The 17,948-nt window shown below is 34.9% G+C and carries 14 protein-coding genes; 12 read left to right on the forward strand and 2 right to left on the reverse strand.

Features of this window, described 5'->3' with window-relative positions; genetic code table 11:
* Nucleotides 1-250: 250 nt before the first annotated feature.
* The 5 genes from uvrA (at nucleotide 251) to YWA_RS0111245 (ending at nucleotide 7,661) form a co-directional block, all read left to right on the forward strand.
* Complete coding sequence (uvrA, locus tag YWA_RS0111225; protein WP_022828605.1) at nucleotides 251-3,085, forward strand: excinuclease ABC subunit UvrA; 2,835 nt, start codon at nucleotides 251-253, stop codon at nucleotides 3,083-3,085.
* A 95-nt stretch (nucleotides 3,086-3,180) separates the two neighbouring features.
* Entirely contained in the window at nucleotides 3,181-3,420 is a 240-nt protein-coding gene (locus YWA_RS0111230; RefSeq protein WP_022828606.1) for a hypothetical protein, read from the forward strand.
* Nucleotides 3,404-3,709 carry a type II toxin-antitoxin system RelE/ParE family toxin gene (locus YWA_RS0111235; RefSeq protein WP_022828607.1) on the forward strand — a complete coding sequence of 102 codons (306 nt, stop codon included), beginning with the start codon at nucleotides 3,404-3,406 and terminating at the stop codon, nucleotides 3,707-3,709. The genes YWA_RS0111230 and YWA_RS0111235 overlap by 17 nt, the downstream gene beginning before the upstream one ends.
* A 268-nt stretch (nucleotides 3,710-3,977) precedes the next feature.
* Nucleotides 3,978-4,706 carry an LOG family protein gene (locus YWA_RS0111240; protein ID WP_022828608.1) on the forward strand — a complete coding sequence of 243 codons (729 nt, stop codon included), beginning with the start codon at nucleotides 3,978-3,980 and terminating at the stop codon, nucleotides 4,704-4,706.
* Between the two features lie 174 nt (nucleotides 4,707-4,880).
* Entirely contained in the window at nucleotides 4,881-7,661 is a 2,781-nt protein-coding gene (locus YWA_RS0111245) for a gluzincin family metallopeptidase (protein WP_169627257.1), read from the forward strand.
* A 1-nt stretch (nucleotide 7,662) separates the two neighbouring features.
* Here YWA_RS0111245 and YWA_RS15390 read toward each other — a convergent pair whose 3' ends face one another.
* On the reverse strand, nucleotides 7,663-8,304 hold the full coding sequence (locus tag YWA_RS15390; protein ID WP_022828610.1) for a hypothetical protein: 642 nt from the start codon (nucleotides 8,302-8,304) through the stop codon (nucleotides 7,663-7,665).
* Between the two features lie 209 nt (nucleotides 8,305-8,513).
* Here YWA_RS15390 and YWA_RS0111255 point away from each other — a divergent pair, with 209 nt between their 5' ends.
* The gene (locus YWA_RS0111255; protein WP_022828611.1) at nucleotides 8,514-9,761 is read left to right on the forward strand and encodes a DEAD/DEAH box helicase; all 1,248 of its coding nucleotides are present in this window, start codon (nucleotides 8,514-8,516) and stop codon (nucleotides 9,759-9,761) included.
* A 98-nt stretch (nucleotides 9,762-9,859) separates the two neighbouring features.
* On the opposite strand, the gene YWA_RS0111260 is transcribed toward YWA_RS0111255, so the two are convergent.
* Nucleotides 9,860-10,921 (reverse strand): WD40/YVTN/BNR-like repeat-containing protein, encoded by a 1,062-nt coding sequence (locus tag YWA_RS0111260; protein WP_022828612.1) that lies wholly within the window; start codon nucleotides 10,919-10,921, stop codon nucleotides 9,860-9,862.
* Between the two features lie 117 nt (nucleotides 10,922-11,038).
* Here YWA_RS0111260 and YWA_RS0111265 point away from each other — a divergent pair, with 117 nt between their 5' ends.
* From YWA_RS0111265 to YWA_RS15000, 6 genes are all read left to right on the forward strand, one after another.
* A complete protein-coding gene (locus YWA_RS0111265) occupies nucleotides 11,039-13,000 on the forward strand; it encodes a KUP/HAK/KT family potassium transporter (RefSeq protein WP_022828613.1) in 1,962 nt (653 codons plus the stop codon).
* 154 nt (nucleotides 13,001-13,154) lie between these two features.
* Nucleotides 13,155-14,420, forward strand: a complete 1,266-nt coding sequence (locus YWA_RS0111270) for a hypothetical protein (protein WP_022828614.1) — start codon at nucleotides 13,155-13,157, stop codon at nucleotides 14,418-14,420.
* A 141-nt stretch (nucleotides 14,421-14,561) separates the two neighbouring features.
* Complete coding sequence (locus YWA_RS0111275; RefSeq protein WP_022828615.1) at nucleotides 14,562-15,485, forward strand: geranylgeranylglycerol-phosphate geranylgeranyltransferase; 924 nt, start codon at nucleotides 14,562-14,564, stop codon at nucleotides 15,483-15,485.
* Nucleotides 15,478-16,065, forward strand: a complete 588-nt coding sequence (locus YWA_RS0111280) for a Maf-like protein (RefSeq protein WP_022828616.1) — start codon at nucleotides 15,478-15,480, stop codon at nucleotides 16,063-16,065. The genes YWA_RS0111275 and YWA_RS0111280 overlap by 8 nt, the downstream gene beginning before the upstream one ends.
* The gene (locus YWA_RS14995; RefSeq protein ID WP_022828617.1) at nucleotides 16,062-16,598 is read left to right on the forward strand and encodes a mechanosensitive ion channel domain-containing protein; all 537 of its coding nucleotides are present in this window, start codon (nucleotides 16,062-16,064) and stop codon (nucleotides 16,596-16,598) included. Before YWA_RS0111280 ends, YWA_RS14995 begins: the two co-directional genes overlap by 4 nt.
* Before the next feature lie 123 nt (nucleotides 16,599-16,721).
* Nucleotides 16,722-17,939, forward strand: a complete 1,218-nt coding sequence (locus YWA_RS15000; RefSeq protein ID WP_084683077.1) for an AI-2E family transporter — start codon at nucleotides 16,722-16,724, stop codon at nucleotides 17,937-17,939.
* The last annotated feature ends 9 nt before the right edge of the window (nucleotides 17,940-17,948 follow it).

A 17,948-nucleotide genomic window follows, 5' to 3' on the forward strand; every position in this document is an offset into this window, starting at 1 on the left:
CGTACTAATTGGTGCAATTCGTGGCAATAATACATTTTAGTTCCTTTTTATAATACACTTTTAATTTCAATCAGTGTTAATTGGTGACCCAGAGCTGTGCTCTAACAGTCGAAGTAAACCTGTGTAAAAAAACAATACTCTTGTTTTACATTACGATTAACACTTATTTACAAAATCACAAATTACTTCAATAAACAAAAGCAAAGGCTTAACTTTGTGGGCAAAATTCTTGAAATCGCACCGTTAAAATATGTCAGATACTGAACAATTTATTGAAGTTTTAGGGGCTCGTGTCCACAATCTTAAAAATATAGACGTTTCCATTCCTCGTGAAAAATTAGTAGTAATTACTGGACTTTCGGGTTCGGGGAAATCATCGCTAGCTTTTGACACGATTTATGCGGAAGGTCAACGTCGTTATGTGGAAACTTTTTCGGCTTATGCCAGACAATTTCTTGGCGGTTTAGAACGTCCCGACGTAGATAAAATAGACGGACTTTCACCAGTAATTGCCATTGAACAAAAAACTACAAGTAAAAGTCCGCGTTCAACCGTTGGAACAATTACTGAAATTTACGATTTCTTACGTTTACTTTTTGCTCGAGCTTCAGACGCGTACAGTTACAATACGGGCGAAAAAATGGTCAGTTATAGTGATGACCAAATAAAGGAATTGATTAACGAATCATTTGCGGGAAAAAGAATTAATGTTTTAGCTCCCGTAATTCGAGCGAGAAAAGGACATTATGCAGAACTTTTTCAACAAATTGCCAAACAAGGTTTTGTAAAAGTTAGAGTAAATGGTGATGTAAAAGACATTACGCCAGGAATGAAACTCGATCGTTATAAAACGCACGATATCGAAATTGTTATTGATAGAATTGTTGTCGACGACCTTCCGGATACGCAGAAACGCTTGTCTGAAAGTATCAATACAGCAATGAGTCATGGAGAAAATGTGTTGATGATCTTGGACCAAGATTCGAATGAAATTCGGTATTTCAGTAGAAATTTAATGTGTCCAACTACGGGAATTTCATATCAAAATCCAGAACCCAATTTGTTTTCATTCAATTCACCAAAAGGCGCTTGTTCTGCTTGCAACGGTTTGGGAATTATTAATGAAATCAATCCTAAAAAAATAGTTCCAAATCCGAAATTATCGATTAAACAGGGTGGTTTTGCTCCTTTGGGCGAATATAAATCGTCTTGGATTTTCAAACAATTAGAAATCATTGCAGAAAAATTTGAATTCAAATTAACGGATTCAATTTCGACCATTTCTGACGAAGCGATGGACGTGATTTTGAACGGTGGAAAAGACAAATTTACAGTTGCTTCCAAAACGTTGGGAATTACAAAAGAATACAAAATTGATTTTGAAGGAATTGCACATTTCATCAAAAATCAATTTGACGAAAATGCTTCAACCGCAATTAAACGTTGGGCAAAAGAGTTTATGGATGAAATTCCTTGTCCTGTTTGCGAAGGAACTCGTTTGAAAAAAGAAGCACTTTATTTTAAAATCAACGAAAGAAATATAGCAGAACTTTCTGCAATGGATATTTCTGAATTGACGGAGTGGTTTTTAAAATTAAACAAGTATTTATCTGCAAAACAAAAGCGAATTGCAACCGAGGTAATTAAAGAAATCAACGACCGACTTTCCTTTTTAATGAATGTTGGCTTGAATTATTTGTCGTTGAGTCGAAGTTCAAAATCACTTTCGGGTGGCGAAGCTCAACGAATTCGATTAGCGACACAAATTGGTTCGCAACTAGTTGGTGTTTTGTATATTTTGGATGAACCAAGTATTGGTTTGCACCAAAGAGATAACGAAAAATTGATTCATTCTTTGGAACAATTACGTGATTTAGGAAATTCTATTTTGGTTGTTGAACACGATAAAGACATGATTGAACGTGCCGATTACGTGATTGATATTGGTCCAAAAGCAGGTAAATTTGGTGGTGAAATCATCAGCCAAGGAACGCCAAAACAATTATTGAAGGAGCATACTACAACTGCACAGTATTTAAATGGAAAGTTGAAAATTGAAATTCCTACAGAACGACGTAAAGGAAATGGCAATTTCATGAAACTTACTGGAGCAACGGGAAACAACTTGAAAAACGTTTCGATTTCGTTGCCATTGGGAACTTTAATTGGAATTACAGGGGTTTCTGGAAGTGGAAAATCGACGTTGATAAATGAAACTTTGTATCCTATTTTGAACGCGCATATTTTTAATGGTGTCAAAAAACCTATGCCGTACAAAAAGATTGAAGGTTTAGAATTTATTGACAAAGTAATTGACATTGACCAAAGTCCGATTGGACGAACGCCACGTTCGAATCCTGCGACTTATACGGATGTTTTTTCTGAAATTAGAAAGTTATTTACAATGACTTCTGAAAGTATGATCCGAGGTTATAAAGCCGGACGTTTTAGTTTTAATGTCAAAGGTGGACGATGCGAAACTTGTGAAGGTTCAGGAGTTCGAACGATTGAAATGAACTTTTTACCCGATGTTTACGTTGAATGTGAAACGTGTCAAGGAAAGCGTTTTAACCGTGAAACTTTAGAAATTAGATTCAAGGGAAAATCAATTTCTGATGTGTTGAATATGACTGTGGATGAAGCAGTTCCATTTTTTGAATTGATTCCAAAAATATACCGAAAAGTAAAAACGATTCAAGATGTTGGATTGGGTTATATCACTTTAGGTCAACAAAGCACCACACTTTCTGGAGGTGAAGCACAACGAATTAAATTAGCCAGTGAATTGTCTAAAAAAGATACCGGAAATACGTTTTATATTCTAGATGAACCAACCACTGGTTTGCATTTTGAAGACATTCGCGTTTTGATGGATGTGATTCAAAAATTGGTTGACAAAGGAAATACTGTCCTTATTATTGAACACAATATGGACGTCATTAAACTTGCCGATTATATTATTGATATTGGTCCTGAAGGTGGAAAAGGCGGCGGAATGGTTGTTGCCAAAGGAACTCCAGAAGAAGTGGCGAAAAGTAAGAAAGGATATACTGCTGGGTTTTTGAAGAAGGAGCTTGAGACTTAATGAATCTGTTCATTAGTTCGTCATTTGTTTTCAATCTTTACTTGGTTAAAATTCCCTTTTAAATCATTAACTTTGATTATTAAAATTTCACAATTATGAATACTGAAACCACCATTTTAAATCAAAAATTGGAATTAATTCAATGGATGTCAACAATAGAGGATTTTTCACTTATTGAAAAAATTATGGCTTTAAGAAAAAAAGAAACTTCAGATTGGTGGAATTCAATATCTGAAAGCGAAAAACAATCGATAGAACTTGGTTTAAAAGATGCTGATTCCGGAAAATTAAATTCTCATTCTAAAGCGAGAGAACTGTATGAAAAATGGTTATGAAATTCTTTGGACTGATAATGCACTTATTGAACTTCAAAAAACTATCATTTACCTTGAAGAAAATTGGACTGAAAAAGAACTTCAAAATCTTGTTACTCAACTTGAGCATACTTTAAAATTAATAGCGCAAAATCCACATATTTTTCAAGTATCTGATTTTAAAAAAGAAGTTAGAAGAGCCGTTGTTTTAACCTTAAACACTCTTTATTATCGAATTTTAGAAGATAAGGTGGAAATTCTTTCCTTCTTTTCAAATAGACAAAATCCGAAGAAAAGGAAACTGAAATAATGCAACATCACAAAACCCACTTCCAAAGCTATGTTTGTTTCCCCTCCAAAATTTGAATTTAAAAAGAAAACTTGTAGATTTGATAAAGATGTAGTTCGGCAAATCCTTAAACCCATAGCCCTGATAGCAGTAGCTTACTTTTCATTTTTTCTTTAAAAATAAAAAGATAGAACGTATAGCAGGATTAAGCCCCAAGAAAAATTCTGAAATGAATAGTTAACGAGATTCTGAAATAAATTCAGAATGACAAAAAGTAAATAGAACAAAAATGAGATTAGAAGACTTTGATAACGACGAGGATAAAATTATTCAAGATAGATTAAAACAAAAAACATGGAATGAAATTCGCACCAATGATTCTTGGGCGATTTTTAAAATCATGGCCGAATTTGTAAATGGTTACGAAACGATGGGACGAATTGGCCCTTGTGTTTCTATTTTTGGTTCAGCACGAACTAAAGCCGACCACGATACTTATAAATTGACAGAGCAAATTGCCTATAAAATTAGTAAAGCAGGTTACGGAGTAATTACCGGAGGAGGACCTGGAATAATGGAAGCGGGAAACAAAGGAGCTCATGCCGGTGGCGGAACGTCCGTGGGATTGAACATCGAATTGCCGTTCGAGCAACACTTCAATCCGTATATTGACACCGATAAGAACTTGAATTTTGACTATTTCTTTGTGCGAAAAGTAATGTTCGTGAAATATTCACAGGGATTCGTGGTAATGCCGGGTGGTTTTGGAACTTTGGATGAAATGTTTGAAGCAATCACTCTAATTCAAACCAAAAAAGTGGCGAAATTCCCAATTATTTTGGTGGGAACTCAATTCTGGTCGGGGTTAATGGATTGGATCAAAACTGTTTTAGTGGAGCAAGTAGAAACCGTTAGTCCAAATGATTTAAATATTATAAAAATCGTAGATACGGCAGACGAAGTGGTCGAAGTACTCGATGCATTTTATAAAAAATATAATTTGAGTCCGAATTTCTAATTCAGAAACAATACCACGTAAAAGTTCGCATAAAAAAGTTACTAAATTACTTTTTATGCGAACTTTTCGCTTTTTTTGCAATACATTTCGTATGTGTAAGATATGAACACTTTTTTTCAAAAAACAAAGCATTTGAAACCTACTTTTAAACTCCTCCTTAACTTGTTTTGCCTCGTGTTTACTTCCTTTTTATGGAGTCAGCATTCGAGTATTTGTACGGTGGAGTTGAATCCAGAAAAAAAGATTTTGACTGTTCAACAGGAATTGATTTACTTTAATCAATCAAACGACACGTTGCAAAAAATCATTTTTAACGATTGGAATAATGCCTATTCCGACAAATATTCGCCATTAGGCAAACGATTTTCGGATGAATTTGTACGGAATTTTCATTTAGCCAAAAATGACGAACGCGGTTTTACCACAGATTTGACTTTTATTGACCAAAATAAAATGTTTTTAGAATGGAGCAGGACGAGCGACCATCCGGATTTAATTGAATTGGTTTTGCGTGAAAAACTTTTGCCCCTGCAAAAATTCACTATTTTTATAACTTATAAAATCAAGTTGCCCAGCGATAAATTTACCGGTTACGGCTATAATGAAAACGGTAATATGATGCTGAAAGATTGGCTCATCACTCCTGCCCGATTCAATAACGGTCATTTCGCCATGTACAGCAATGTAAACTTGAACGACAGTTCAAATGCGATCAGTGATTACCAAATCAATTTGACCCTTCCGCAGCATTACGAGTTGACAACGGATTTAAACAAAACAACGCAAGTTGGTTCAAAAGTTGTTTTAGAAGGAGCACAACGGTCTCAATTCTCTATTTATTTATCGAAAAAATCAGATTTCCGAGCTTTCATCTTGCCGAATTTGAACGTGCAAACCAATATCAAAGACAACAACCTCAACGAGATAAAAAAAGCGCTTTTGATCAAACAAATTACAGCTTACGTTGCGGAACATATTGGCACATATCCACATCAAAATATTGTGGTTTCGCAAGCTGATTATGAACGAAATCCTTTTTATGGTTTGAACCAATTGCCCAGTTTCATCAGTCCATTTCCGGATGATTTCCTGTTTGAAATTAAGTTTTTAAAAACGTATTTGAATAACTTTTTGCAAAGCAGTATGACGATTGACGAACGCAAAGACAATTGGATTTACGACGGAATTCAAGTATACACCATGATGAAATACATTGACGAGTACTATCCAAATATGAAGATGATGGGAAGTATTTCGAAATTAAAGATTCTGAAAAGTTTTAATTTGGTAAATCTGGACTTCAACGAGCAATACAGTTATTTTTATATGTTGATGGCTCGAAAAAACCTGGACCAACCTATTGGCGAAGCAAAAGACAAATTAATCAAATTCAACGAACAAATTGCCTCAAAATACCGTGCAGGATTGAGCTTGAACTACCTTGACCACTATTTAGAAAACGAGATTGTTCCGCAGAGTATTCGGCAATTTTACAGTCTCAATCAAGAGAAAAAAGTCACGGAATTCGATTTTGAATCCATTTTAAAAAACAAATCTTCGGAAGATATCAATTGGTTCTTTAAGACCATTATCCATTCAAGGGAAATTGTCGATTATAAATTTTCAGAGGTCTCTAAAACCAATGACAGCATCACTTTCACCATAAAAAACAAAACAAATACGACGGTTCCTATTCCTGTTTACGGATTAAATAATAACCAGGTGGTTTTCAAAAAATGGTATTCGGGAATTAGCACCGACAGTACGTTTACGGTTGCTCGAAATAAGGTGAATAAAATTGTTTTAAACTACGAAAATGAAGTTCCTGAATTTAATTTGCGGAACAACTGGAAGTCGTTAAAAGGTTTTTATCCCAACAACCGTCCTTTTAAATTTGTATTGATGAAGGATTTGGAAGATCCGTACTACAATCAAATTTTATATGTACCAACAATCAGTTACACCTTATACGACGGGCTTTCTCCGGGTTTCCGCTTTCACAATAAGACGATTTTGGACAAACCGTTCAATTTTGATGTGAATCCAATTTATTCGCCAAAAACAAATTCATTGACGGGACATTTTTCGTTTCATTTAAATCAATTTCAACGCGATAGTAATTTTTTCAGTACGAAGTATGCCGTTAGTGGTACTTATCTTCATTATGCCGAAGATGCCGGTTATTTTAAGCTCAATCCAATGGTATTGTTTAAAATCCGACCAGACGACATGAGAAGCAATCACAAACAAGCAATTCAATTGAGGCAAGTGATCGTCAATTTAGAACCTTCGCAATTTGTGACCGAATTTGATGGAAACAAAGAAAACTACAGTGTTTTTAACGCAAAATATTTCAGCACAAAAACCGAATTGACGCAACATGTAAATTTTGTGGGTGATGTACAAGTCGCATCAAAATTTGGAAAAGCTTCTGTTGAATTAGAATACCGCCGACTTTTCAACAACAACCGAACGATTAATTTGCGTTTGTTTGCAGGAACATTTTTATACAATACTACGAATTCTGATTTCTTTAGCTTCGGACTCGACCGTGCTTCTGATTATTTATTTGACCACAATTACTACGGTCGATCTGAAAAAACAGGGATTTTTAGCCAGCAATTGATTTTAGCGGAAGGCGCTTTCAAATCAAAATTAGATACACCGTTTGCAAATCAATGGATGGTGACTACAAATGCAGGATTTAATATCTGGAATTGGGTGGAAGTTTATGGTGATTTGGGGTTTGTAAAAAACACCAATCGCAATGCAAAGTTTGTCTATGATTCTGGAATTCGATTGAATTTAGTGACCGATTATTTTGAACTGTATTTTCCAATTTACTCTAATAACGGTTGGGAGATCGCAGATAAGAATTACCAAGAAAACATTCGATTTATTGTCACACTTGACCCAAAGATTCTAGTGAATTTGTTTACCAGAAAGTGGTTTTAAGCTACTCTCTAATGATGAGAAACGAAGCATTAAAACCGGTAGACAAGTTCCACTCTTCTTCATAAATCTTTTTTCCTTTGTCTTTAATCAAAAAAGCGCCTGTGTTTGGAAAGGAACTTCCCTCATTTAAAGCCACGAATTCAATTCTATTAAAGCCTTTTTTTAATGGAATATCAAGCGTTTTAAAATAAGCATCTAAGTAAATACTCGCGTAAATCACCTTTCCGTCGTGGGTGATTTTGACGTAATCACCATCAATAGCTTGCGGATCGCGAACGGCCACTTGAATAGATTCTGAATCGGTTTTGAAATCACCAAAATACTGGTTTCGTCTGAAAATTTTATAATCACCGTTTCCTTCGCCACCCTTGTTACTATTCATTTTCTTAGTGTACCGATCAGCAGGATTTAAAAAGTCATTTTGCTGATTGAATTCTCGCTCCTTCGGTTTGTCCCAAGGATTGGGAACAACAGCTTCCTTAGGTTTTACATCCCAAAGACTCGGTTTTTTTTCAGGAGAAATCGTAGGCATTGGAGGCAAATTTACAGGCGGAATATTTACGGGATTATTCCCATTGTCAAATTGTGCAAACGACTGCATTACAGAAAAAGTAAGTAAAAATAAGACAATTTTCAATCGCATAAAATGGGGTAAATCAGTATTTTGAAAGGCTAAAATTATAAAAATGCAGTTAAGAAAAGAAAAACTCAGATCAAATTAACGAAACATTATCGTATTAAATCTAACAAAGAGCATTCCATAATGGTAGAAATTTAAAACATTACGTATAATAATCCTATCTTTGCAACCTCTTTGTACTTAATTCAGAGTACTTACAAGAATTTATATTTATGTTATTCGAAGATTTATCACTTTCTAAAAGTATACAAAAAGCCGTTTACGAATTAGGCTATTTGGAACCAACACCAATTCAAGAGCAATCGATCCCTTCTATTTTACAAGGCCGCGACCTAATAGGTTGTGCTCAAACAGGAACCGGAAAAACGGCTGCTTTTGCAATTCCCATCATTCATCAATTGCACCGAATTGTCGGTTCTTCAAAAAAAAGCAAACAAATTCGCTGTTTAGTAGTTACGCCAACAAGGGAATTAGCCGTTCAAATTGGACAAAATTTTGACCAATACGCAAAATATACAAACTTGACTTCACTAACCATTTTTGGTGGTGTTTCTCAAGTACCACAAGTGGACATGTTACGAAGCGGAATTGACATTTTAGTGGCAACTCCAGGCCGTTTATTAGATTTGAACAAGCAAGGTTACATTGATTTAGATCATTTACATTGTTTGGTTTTAGACGAAGCGGATCAAATGTTAGACATGGGATTTGTAAACGATGTCAAAAAAATTGTCAAACTTACCCCTGACAACCGTCAGACTTTATTGTTTTCGGCTACAATGCCAATGGCAATCCGGGAATTATCAGAAATGTTTTTGAAAGATCCGGTAAGTGTAACTGTTTCTCCGGTTTCTTCAACAGCTGAAAACGTAGAACAACGTGTTTATTTTGTAGACAAAAGCGAAAAGCGAAACTTACTACACCATTTGATTACTAAAGAAAACTTATCAGACGTTCTGGTTTTTTCAAGAACAAAACACGGTGCTGATAATGTAGTAAAATCTTTACGAAACAAAGGTGTTGCCGCAGAAGCAATTCACGGCGACAAATCTCAAAATGCACGTCAGCGCGTTTTGGATGCTTTTAAGAAAAAGGAAGTTGGCGTTTTAGTAGCAACAGATATTGCAGCTCGCGGTATTGACATTGACCAATTGCCTTACGTGATTAATTTTGACTTACCCAATATTCCTGAAACCTACGTTCACCGAATTGGTCGAACAGGTCGTGCAGGAAACGGCGGTGTTGCCATTTCATTCTGCGGAAAAGACGAAGCACCCTATTGGAAAGACATTCAGAAACTAATTAAAGTAGACGTTGAAGTCGTAAAAGACCATCCGTACGCTTGGAAAGAAGGAAGTCCGGACGAAAATACACCAAAAACCAGTTCAAACCGAAGTAAAGAAGCACACAATTCAAGAAAATCAACTGCTTCTAAACAGAATAAGAAACGCTGGTATTAATAGCGTTTCATTTTAAATTTTAAACCATTAAGGGATTAAGATAATTAAGCATTTTTAACTTAATATTCTTAACATCTTAATGGTTTTTTCTTTTCCAATTACTTGAAATGTACTCGGACAATCTTGTTTTTTCCTGCCGCAATCGCAGTTGAATCATTTACAAAACGAATGGTATATAAAGTCGCATCCTCTGATAACTTATTCCATTTCTCGCCTGAAGTGGACGAATAGTACAATCCGGACGCACCAACACTCACTAATTGTTTAGCATTTGAATTGGGTACATATTGCACACAAGACGCATATCCAAAAGCTTCTTTTTCTGCCACTAATTTCCAAGAAGTTCCGCCATCAGTTGTAACTGCTTTGTTACCAAAATTCTGATTGGGTTTCTCGTAATTCCCACCTGCTATAAATCCGTTTTTAGCATCGTAGAAATCAGCGGTGAAAATTCCCGTCATTGCTTCACCTTGCGTAATTGGCGTGTCAAAAACTTTCCAAGTTTTCCCCTTATCAGCCGAATAAAAAACGCGTGATTTCGTTCCGCCTGAAAACATCCAAGTTTCAGTTCCCTTAATTACAATATTTGTGTTACTTGCGGCAAAAGCAGCTTCTCCTACTTCCACTTTTGGTAAATTTTCACAGGAAACTTGAGTCCAAGTCGTTCCTCCATCTCTTGTAATCAAAACAGAAAGACAAGCACCCGTAGGATCTCCCATCGCAATTCCTTCCATGTTGTTCCAAAATTGCATACTGTCGTAAAATGCTTTTGGGTGATCGTCTTGATGCATCTTCTTGATACGAGAACCATCTTTCGAAATACGGTATAATAAGGAAGGCGTTCCTACATTCAACATAAAAATATAGTCTTTTGTTTGTGCAATACTTCTAAATTCAAGCGCCAACGTGTCTTTACTAACGTGTCCGTTGAATCTTTTATCGGTGGCCAAATCAATAGAACCGTATTGTCCTTTATTAGCAGCAAACCAAAGTTTATTTGAATCAATCAAAATCGCTCGAATGGACAATTCTTCCGCCAAAAGCGTGTCTATTTTCACAGAAGTGAAAACCTTAGCACTCGAGAAGACCAATGCTGTATTTTCCTGTTTACAGGAAGAAAGAGCTAGTAAAACCAGCAGAAAAGTAAGTGTGTTTTTCATAAAATTAGTTAGAATACAAACTTATCATAATTTTTTCAGAACTCAGCCTAAAAAAAATCGACTAATTCCGAATTGTATCGTACTTATTTACTTAATTTTGTTCTCTTTATCAAATTTATGAGCAGCACTAAAACGGGTCCGTTGAGCCAATTGTCAGTTGGTGGTTTATTGATCGCATTGGGAATTATTTATGGCGATATCGGTACTTCCCCACTTTACGTAATGAAAGCAATCATTGGTGCTGGAATCATTAATTCTGATATTGTTTTAGGAGGTGTTTCTTGCGTATTTTGGACCCTTACTTTACAAACTACAGTCAAATATGTATTGATTACATTGAATGCCGATAACAACGGCGAAGGCGGGATTTTTGCACTTTACGCTTTAGTCAGACGAACAAAAGTCAAATGGCTCATCATTCCTGCAATTATTGGAGGAAGTGCACTTCTTGCAGACGGGATTATAACGCCACCGATTTCCGTTTCTTCTGCAATTGAAGGATTGCGCACTTTTTATCCTTCCATAAATACAGTCCCATTAGTTATTGGAATCTTATTCATTTTATTTTTTATTCAACAATTTGGCACAAGCATCGTCGGAAAGTTTTTTGCACCAATGATGGTACTTTGGTTTGGAATGCTAGGTGTTTTAGGAAGCATTCAAATCTTTGGTAATTTTGAAGTTTTCAGAGCATTAAATCCATACTATGCCTTTCATCTATTGCAATTACATCCGGAAGGATTTTACATTCTAGGAGCCGTTTTCTTATGTACCACTGGAGCGGAAGCCTTGTATTCTGACATGGGACATTGCGGTCGAAAAAACATTAGGGTTAGTTGGATCTTTGTGAAAACAATGTTGGTCTTAAATTACTTTGGTCAAGCTGCTTACTTGATCCGTTTTGAAGGAAAAACTTTAGTACAATTGGGTGGTTCTAATGGAAATCCGTTTTATTTAATCATGGCAGATTGGTTTCAACCCATCGGAATTACAATTGCAACACTTGCAGCAGTAATCGCTTCTCAAGCTTTAATTAGTGGTTCATTTACGTTGATAAATGAAGCAATGCGATTGAATTTTTGGCCAAAAGTTACCATCAAATATCCTACAGAATTGAAAGGACAAATGTACATTCCATCGGTAAACTGGTTGCTGTTTTTAGGTTGTGCAATGATTGTATTGCACTTTGAAGAATCCACTAATATGGAAGCCGCTTATGGACTTGCAATTGTTTTGTGCATGATTTCAACAACAATATTGCTGAACTTTTACATGATTATGAAACGGGTAAAATGGTATTTTATCGTGCCTGTTATTACCACTTATGGCATCATTGAGTTTAGCTTTTTCTTTGCAAACATCAAAAAATTCTCACACGGAGGTTATGTGACCATTTTTATTGCGATACTATTATTAGGGATTATGTTTACTTGGTTTCGAGCAAAAACAATTAGTAAAGCCTATACTAAATTCGTAAAAATCAATGATTACAAAAAGGTCTTAGCAGAATTAAGTGCAGATTTAACCATTCCAAAGTACGCCACCCATTTAGTGTACTTAACAAATTCAGGACGGACTGATGAAATAGAAGAAAAAGTGATGTATTCTATTTTGCAAAAACGTCCTAAAAGAGCGGATATTTACTGGTTTATTCATGTGAACATCTTGAACGAACCTTATAAAAAAGAGTATAAAGTGACCGAAATTTTAAAAGACGATATCATCCGTGTTGATTTTAATTTGGGCTTTCGCGAACCTACAAAAATCAATATCATGTTTCGTGAAGTAGTTAGAAACATGGTTGAAAACGCCGAAGTTGATGTAAGAAGTCGCTATGAATCCTTGTACAACAACAACATCATTGGCGACTTTAAATTTGTGCTTTCGGAACGGTTCTTGTCAAACGATAGTGTTTTAATTTGGCATGAAAAACTAATCATGAATCTCTACTTTCTGATTAAAAAATTAAGCTTATCCGAAGAAAAAGCCTTTGGGTTAGACAGCAGTTCAGTGAAAATTGAAAAATTTCCAATGGTGGTGAATCCTCCTGAAAGTATTTACATGAAACGTATTGAGTAATAAAACCGCTACTTTTTCTACATAAACCGTGATTTTTATTAAATATTCGCAGGTGCTATTTGTTAAAATAGTATTAATATGAAATTAATGGCACACAACTTGTTTTATAGTATCCAAATTCAATCAAAAAACCAACCGTTAAATTTTGGAAATCATGAAAACACAATTACTTACCCTCGCCCTTTTTGGAGTATTATTCCAAAATCCAATTTTCGCACAGGATCGAACTACTGTAAATGCTACAAGCAATGAAATAAGTGAAAATCTTGATTTAAGAGCCGTCGCTTCTATTTTTGGAGATTCTAAGGATTTGCAAGACTTTGAACAACGTTTGAACGATCCGCGAAATAAAATTTCTAATTTAGATTTGAACTACGACCGTCAAGTAGATTACTTACGAGTAATTGAAGCGGTAGAAAAAAACACGCACTTAATTATTTTACAGGCCGTTTTAGAACAAGACGTTTTTCAAGACGTAGCAACAATTGAAGTAGAACGTGATCGAAACAATCAAGTTCAGATTCAGGTAGTTGGTGATGTATTCATGTACGGTCCTAATTATATTTACGAGCCCGTTTATGTATCGCGTCCTTTAATTTACAATGTGTTTTGGGTACACAATTACAATCCATACTATTCTCCGTATTATTACAATTACTATCCGAGTTATTATTATGCATGGACTCCTTATCCTATTTACCGTTACAGAAGAAATGTGCACATCCATATCAATGAATACAATCATTACAACTATTCAAACCACAGAAGAAGTTCAAATGCTGTAGCATTGTATGAAACGAGAAGATCAAATGGATACGAGAGAAATTACGATAAGTATACTTCTCAAAGAAATGAGAATAAGTCCACTCGTAATACATCAGGTAGACGAGATGAAAATACTGCGACGAGAAATCAAACCGCAAACACTTCAGGTAGAAATACAGGAAATGCAAATACGACTGGTGTTAGAAACGAAAATAGCGGTACAAGAACGCAAACTTCAACTACTCCTTCTCGAAGTACAGTTGGAACTAGAGACGAAAATGGTTCTACGAGAAACGAAAATAGCGGCACGAGAACACAAACATCCAGTACTCCTACTCGGAATACAACAAATACTGTTGGAACTAGAAGTGAGAACCCGGCTAACATTGTTCGAAACAATACCACAACTACTTCAACAAGAAGTGATTTTGCACAACAAACAAATGTTCCTAGAAGTGTAAACAATGCTAACAATGCACAAACATCTTCAAGAAATACAGGCAGTAGTGCAACAAGAAATACAGCTTCTCAAGAGCGATCAATGAGACAAGCAACTCCGAATACAAGTTCTAGTAGAAATACTGCTCAAGTAAACGATTCACGCGGTTCTTCAAATAGAACTACTGCAACTTCTTCTCGCGGTGGAAGAAATTAAAAAAAACAACTAGAAATAAGAGATGCCTGAAAGAAATTTCAGGCATTTTTTATATATGTGCTAAAAATTTCAATAATTCCGACAAAGAAATTATCTTTAACCTCGCAATTTTGCACAAAAATTACCTTGCTATTTCTTGTTATGGCCTTTCTAAAACTCGTTCGTTATCAAAATTTATTGTTGCTTGTTTTTATGCAACTGCTTTTTCGGTACGGTTTTCTAAACTTACAAAATATTGCTTTAGCATTAACAGATTTTCAATTTTGCATTTTAGTTTTGTCAACGGTGTGCATTGCAGCTGCAGGTTATGTGATCAATAATATTTTTGATCAAGAGACAGATGTAATTAACAATAAGCAGGTTGTCGTTGGAACGAATATTAGTGAAACAATGGCGTATAATATCTATATTGCTTTAAATGTTTTGGGAGTGGGTAGTGGTTTTTATTTATCAAATGTAATTGGAAAACCAGGATTTGCACTGTTATTTATTGTGGTATCCGGAACCTTATATTTATATGCTTCTTCACTCAAGCAATCGTTGTTAATTGGCAATTTGATCGTAGCGATTTTGACGGCAGTCAGTGTGATAATTGTAGGCTTATTTGATTTATTTCCTATTATTACGCCTGAAAATCAGATTCATTTAGGTATTTTATTTAAAATCATATTAGATTACGCATTGTTTGCCTTTCTAATAAATTTCATCAGAGAAATTATCAAAGACCTAGAAGACGTAAAAGGCGACTATAATTTGGGAATGAACACATTACCAATTGCACTTGGCGTTGAACGTACTTCTCGAATTGTACTTCTTGCAACGGGTTTAATAACAGTTTATTTGTTCTACTACATCTATATTTATTATTTTGAAAATGATTTGTACATCAGTACTTTGTATAGTTTACTAACGGTTATCGCACCACTTCTGTTTTTCTGTATAAAATTAAACAATGCTAAAAGTTCAAAGGATTTTAAAAATTTAAGTTTGATTTTAAAAATCGTTTTACTCTTTGGTATCATTTCAATTGCTGTCAACACATTTAATATTTTGCAAAATGCTTAGTCCAAAACTTACACAATATAAAATCGTTTTAGCTTCAGGTTCCCCGCGTCGTCAACAGTTTTTTAAAGATTTAGGATTAGATTTTGAAATCCGCTTGCGCGAAATTGAAGAAGTCTATCCAGATCATTTAAAAGCAGATCAAATCACGGATTATCTGGCAGAATTAAAAGGAAAAGCGTTTGAAAACGATTTAGCGAATAATGAAATTCTAATCACAAGTGACACTATTGTTTGGCACAAAGATAAAGCGTTGGGTAAACCAAAAGATACGGAAGATGCTTTTGAAATGTTGAGAAATTTATCCAATTCAACTCATCAAGTAATTACATCGGTTTCGTTTAAAACGAATGAAAATGTAACTACCTTACACGATTATACTGAAGTCACTTTCGCCAAATTAACAGACGAAATGATTCGGTATTACATCACTAATTTCAAGCCATTTGATAAAGCGGGATCGTACGGAATTCAGGATTGGATTGGGTTAGTTGGCGTTACATCAGTGGTTGGTTCTTACACAAACGTGATGGGATTGCCCACGCATTTGGTTTATGATTTCTTTAAAAACTTTAAATTATGACAGAATTCTTAAACAACTATTCTAGAGAATTGATTGCAACAGGAATCATGATGCTTACGCTTGGTATTTTGCGGTACATCACGATTATGTTGGTCAAAAAATATGCGATAAGAAGCGAAGTAATTGAATACCGTAAAAATTTAGTAATTAAATACATAAGCGTATCTTTTACAAGTTTGTTTTTTATTGGCCTAATCATGATTTGGGGAGTAAAAACTGATGATTTATTTGTAACTATTTCCTCCGTTTTAACCGTAATTGGAGTTGCGTTATTTGCCCAATGGTCTATTTTGAGCAACATCACTTCGGGATTTATTGTGCTATTTTCGTTTCCATTTAAAATCGGCGATACGATTAAAATTCACGATAAAGATTTCCCCATTGAAGGCGAAATTATTTCTATTCACACGTTCTACACTTTAGTACGAACTTTGGAAGGCGAATTAGTTACTTATCCCAACTCATTATTTCTACAGAAAGGGATCTCAACGAATAAAAGAACAACCCATTTGCCATCGAATCACGACGTGTAAATTATGTAAAGTATTATGGTAGTGCTGTAAGTGTAAAATACTTATTTTCAATCAATTTTGTTATTAGTTCAGTTATAAGCATATAGAATTATGCTTGACTCAATTTAAAACAAAATGAAGCCAATGAATGCAACATTAAAACTTCCCTTTTATACAAAGCTAGCACTTACCTTGGTGAGTTTAATTGCAATATTTTTCACCTTATACATTGCACAGGAAATCTTGATTCCATTAGCAATGGCGTTGCTTTTTTCAATATTACTTCGTCCATGTTGTGCATTCTTAAATCGCAAACTCCGTTTTCCCCACGTCATTTCGGTGATGGTTAGTGTACTTTTGTTTGTAATTCTAATCGTAGGAATTCTTACGTTTATTTCATGGGAAGTAACTGATTTCATTAAAGATTGGAATACTATTAAACGAAATTTCAGCATACATCTTGGTAGTTTACAAGAATTCGTTCGCAGTAATTTTGACATCAGTACGAACGAACAAAACAAATATATTGAAGATGCAACCAATGATACCGTTAAATCAGGTAAAGAAATCTTAGGAAGCACCTTACTCTCTTTCACAGATACTTTATTAAATCTAACGTTGATCCCTATTTATATGTTCTTGATTTTATTATACAGAACACACTTCATGAAATTTTTAAATAAGTTAGTGAAACCAGAAGATCAAAATGTTTTATTTGATATTTTGTGCCAAATTAAAGTAGCCGTAAAAAGTTATTTAGTCGGTTTAATGATTCAACTGGTTTCGGTTGCAACAATGACTACTATTGGATTTATGATCGCGGGAATTGAATACGCGGTATTGTTAGGCGTTCTAACAGGATTGTTAAACCTAATTCCGTACTTAGGAATTTTAGTGGCAATGGTCATCAGTATGTTTGCAACATTGACAGGAACACCTGATTTATCAATGATGTTAGGTGTCATTATTGTAACCATAATTGTCCAATTAATTGACAACAATATTCTCGTACCGCTGGTTGTAAGTTCAAAAGTTGAAATTAACGCTATGGCTTCCATTGTCGGAATCATTATCGGTGGCGCGATTGCAGGAATTCCCGGAATGTTTTTAGCAATACCAACAATCGCAATATTAAAAGTAATTTTTGATCGCATTGAACCTCTAAAACCATGGGGTTATCTGATGGGAGATGATTTACCCAAAACGTACGAATGGAGGAATATTCGACTGATGAACTACAGTTATTCACTTCAAACAGAAAACAGTTCCGCATCAGTTGAAAATTGCGAACCAACAACTACACCCTTATATACGGAATCCTCCACACAGAACATCAATGAGCCACCAACCCAAGAACAATAAGGCAATAGA

It is taken from the genome of Flavobacterium antarcticum DSM 19726 (genome assembly GCF_000419685.1).
Taxonomy (GTDB): Bacteria; Bacteroidota; Bacteroidia; order Flavobacteriales; family Flavobacteriaceae; genus Flavobacterium; species Flavobacterium antarcticum.